A 3,888-nucleotide genomic window follows, 5' to 3' on the forward strand; every position below is an offset into this window, starting at 1 on the left:
CGATGGTTTGGGCCGGTCCGAGGCGGCTGAAGGCCGAGTGCAGGAATCGGCCGTTCTCCCCGTAGCGCGAGAGGAACGCCGTGACGTCCGGCTCCGCGTTGGTGATGTTGCAGCGCCGCCTGCCGGCCAGCAGAAGCTTTTCCCCCAGCGAGGCGTTCTTCTCGACCAGCAGGACGCGCTCGCCGACGGCTGCGGCCTGTCCCGCCGCCATCAGCCCCGCAGGGCCGCCCCCGATGACGATCGTATCGAAGCGCTCCACGGTCAGCCGTTCCTTCTGCGGGACCTGGATTCCGCCTTCTCGGGTCCCGTACCCTGCAGCTGCTCGCGGAGGATGGAGCCCATCGAGAGGTCGGGCTTGTCGTCCCGTTCCCTTCGCCGCCGGGTCCCCGGGGCGCCGCCGTCTCGAGCCGCCTTTCCGGTCCCCTCCCCGAGGTCCGATTTCCTCAGGGACAGGGCGATGCGCCTGCGCGGCTCGTCCACCTCGAGGACCGCTGCGCGGACCTTCTGCCCGGGCTTGAGGTGGGCCTGAGGGTTCTCGACGAAGGTGTCGGCGATTCGGCTGACGTGCACCAGCCCGTCCTGGTGAACGCCGATGTCCACAAACGCCCCGAAGGCAGTGACGTTGGTCACGATCCCCGGCAGCACCTGTCCGGCCCGAAGGTCCTTGATCTCGTGAACGTCGGGGTCGAAGGCGAAGATCTCGAAGGCGGCGCGGGGGTCGCGCCCGGGTTTTTCGAGCTCCTGGAGGATGTCCCTGAGGGTGGGCAGACCCGCCGTGTCCGAGACGAAGCGCTCGGGCTCGATGCGGGCCCTGAGCTCCGGAGAGGTCATGAGGTCCCCGACCGTGCAGGAGAGGGCCTGGGCCATCCGACTGACGGTCCCGTAGTTCTCGGGGTGGACGGCGCTGGCATCCAGCGGGTTCTCGCCGCCGAGGATCCTCAGGAAGCCGATGGACTGCTCGTAGGTTTTGGGGCCCAGACGGGGAACCTTCCTCATGGCCTCGCGGCTGGGGAATGGACCGTTGGCCTCGCGGTACTTGACGATCTGAGCGACGACCTGCCGGTTCAGCCCGGAGACGTAGGAGAGGATCTCGGGGCTGGCCGTGTTGACGTTCACCCCGACGGCGTTGACGCAGTGGATCACCACATCGTCCAGAGCCTGTTTCAGCTCCTTCTGGTCCACGTCGTGCTGGTACTGTCCCACGCCGATGGACTTCGGGTCTATTTTGACCAGCTCGGCCATGGGGTCCATCAGACGGCGGCCGATGGACACGGCGCCGCGCACCGTGACGTCGCGGTCGGGAAACTCGCGCCGCGCGGCCTCGGAGGCGGAGTAGATGGACGCGCCGCTCTCGTTGACGGAGGCCACGACGACCTCGGGCGGAAGGCCGAGCCCGCGCACGAAGGACTCCGTCTCCCGGCCCGCCGTGCCGTTGCCGACGGCGATCGCCTCGATGGCGTAGCGTCCCACCAGACTGCGCAGCGCCTCGGCCGCGGCCTCGCGCTGCCGTTCGGACGCGTGGAGGTAGATCACGGTGTCGTACAGCAGATTGCCCTGGGGGTCCAGGCAGACGACCTTGCAGCCGGTCCGTATGCCGGGGTCGATGGCGAGCGTCGCCCTCTGTCCCATGGGCGCGGACATGAGCACCTCGCGGACGTTGGCGGCGAAGACCCGGATCGCCTCGGCGTCCGCCCGCTTCTTCAGGGCCCCCCGCAGCTCGTTCTCCATGGAGCTCCTCAGAAGGCGCCGATAGCCGTCCTCGGCGGCTTCGGCGACGAGGCGGGATGCCGGCCCCGTCCCATGGACGAAACGTCGCTTGAGGATGGAGAGGGCCTCCTCCTCAGGGGGAACGGCGCTCAGGGACAGAAAACCCTCCCGTTCCCCACGGAGGATCGCCAACACGCGGTGCGAGGGCATCGCGGCGGCGGGCTCCCTCCAATCGAAGTAGTCCCGATAGTTCGCCCCCTCCTCCTCCTTGCCCTTGACGCAGGAGCTGGAGAGGACGGCCTTGCGGGCGAAAAGACGGCGCGTCTCCTGACGCGCCTCGGGGTCCTCGCTGAACCGCTCGGCCAGGATGTCCATGGCCCCGGCCAGCGCCTCCTCGGCGGAGGCGACCCCTTTGGCCTCGTCGACGAAGGGCCGTGCCGCCGACGAGGGGTCGAGCGTCTCGGACTGGGCCAGGAGCAGGTCCGCCAGGGGGCTCAGCCCCTTTTCGGCGGCGATGGAGGCCCGCGTCCTGCGCTTGGGACGCCAGGGCAGGTAGACGTCCTCCAGGGCCGTCAGGGTACGGGCCTCCAGAACGGAGTTCCTGAGCTCATCGGTCAGGAGCTCCCGTTCGGCCAGGGACTCAAGGATGGCGGCCCGGCGTTTTTCGAGCTCGGCCATCCTGCCGCTCCGGTCTCGTATCGCGGTGATGACGGTCTCGTCCAGCGAGCCGGTGGCCTCCTTGCGGTAGCGGGCGATGAAGGGAACGGTGCATCCCTCCTCGAAGAGGGCCAGCACGGACCGCACCTGCGAGCCCGTCAGCTTCAGCTCCTTCGAGATCTGTTCCGGGATGTCGATGGAGGGGCTCAGCGCCTCCGCTGCCATCCGAATCATCTCCTTCCTTACGGTTCCTTTTATTGTGCGGAGGACGGGGCCGCCTCCCGGTCCGCACCCGGCATTATAATACGTGCTTCCGGGATAGCCAAACGGTTTCCGTCCCGATATTTTCGGTTGACAGACCCGTTCCGTTTGGGATATAAGTGAGGTGTTCGCCGAAAAGTCTTAAACGGGAAACTCTTCATGGAAAGGCGTCATTGCAGGGAGGGCCCCATCACGGGGAGAATTTGTCCGGCTGGGCGACGCACTCCACCTGGGGAGCGGGTAGGTGAGGGCAGCCGATGAAGGGGAGAGAAAACATAAAGGCATTCGGGAAAAATATTGTCGTCGTCGCTCTCTTTGTGGGGCTGACCGTCATGAGCGTCGTTTCGTTTTCCTCCGTTCAGGTCGTACGGGGCAACGCCCGTACCGTCAATCATGCGGGGCTCATCCGGGGCCTGGGGCAGAGGCTGGTCAAATGGGAGCTGGCGGGGAGGAGAAACAACGCTCTGGAGTCCAAAATCGACAGGGTCATCGAGGATCTGGAGGTGGGGCAGAGCGAGGACGGTCCGCTTGGCTTCGCCGATCCCGCCTATCGGAGGAGCCTGAAGAGCGTCCGGACTCAATGGGAGGAGCTCAAGGCCGCCATCGAGGAGGCCCGGCGAACAGGAGGGACGGGGGTCCTGTTCGATCTGAGCGAGAGCTTCTTCGAGACCGCCGATACCCTGGCCGGCATCGCGGAGCGCTTTTCGGAGCAGAACGCCGATTTGACCCTGCCCCTGAGGACGATCCTGCTTGCCGTAGCGGGGGCGCTGCTTGTCTGCTTCCTGCTTCAGGCGTGCGAGTCGATGCAGCTCCTGTATCAGAACAGGTTCCTGAAGGAGAAGGCCACGAGGGACCCGATGACCTCCCTGCCCAACCGCTGGTCCTGTGACCTCCAGATCGAAAAGTACCGCGGCATGTCCCCCTTGCCCGACCTGATGTGTTTCATAGCCGATCTGAACAATCTGAAGAGGACCAACGATACGCTCGGCCATGCGGTGGGGGACCGCCTGATCGTCGCTTTCGCCCGCATCCTGGCGGATGCCGCGGCCCCTTATGGATTCGTCGGGCGCAACGGAGGCGACGAGTTCCTGGGTTTTTTCGAGAAATACGATCCCGAGCGGCTGCGCAGGTTTCATGAGAAGCTCCGCGAGAGCGTGGATCGCTTTAACGGGACGAACGACGAGTTCTCGATCCGGTTCGCTTTCGGCGGGGTTCTGTCCTCCGAAGTGAAGGACGCCTCGATCTATTCCCTGATCAATATGG

The 3,888-nt window shown here is 65.8% G+C and carries 3 protein-coding genes; 1 reads left to right on the top strand and 2 read right to left on the bottom strand.

The features are described from left to right. Both Q0176_RS02750 and Q0176_RS02755 read right to left on the bottom strand, forming a co-directional pair. The coding region (locus Q0176_RS02750; protein ID WP_299299028.1) for an NAD(P)/FAD-dependent oxidoreductase at positions 1 to 259 on the bottom strand (259 nt) is incomplete at its 3' end. Positions 260 to 261: 2 nt separating this feature from the next. Next, entirely contained in the window at positions 262 to 2,589 is a 2,328-nt protein-coding gene (locus Q0176_RS02755) for a Tex family protein (protein ID WP_299299030.1), read from the bottom strand. Positions 2,590 to 2,882: 293 nt separating this feature from the next. On the opposite strand from Q0176_RS02755, the gene Q0176_RS02760 reads away from it, so the two are divergent. After that, positions 2,883 to 3,888, top strand: a 1,006-nt coding sequence (locus Q0176_RS02760; protein WP_299299033.1) for a GGDEF domain-containing protein, incomplete at its 3' end; no start/stop codon positions are given.

Origin of the sequence: uncultured Fretibacterium sp., from assembly GCF_938040765.1 — a bacterium.
GTDB lineage: Bacteria > Synergistota > Synergistia > Synergistales > Aminobacteriaceae > CAJPSE01.

Bases quoted from the DNA above. Each gene is read 5' to 3' on its own strand.
- Q0176_RS02755 (WP_299299030.1), bottom strand. From the start codon at position 2,589: ATGGCAGCGGAGGCGCTGAGCCCCTCCATCGACATCCCGGAACAGATC.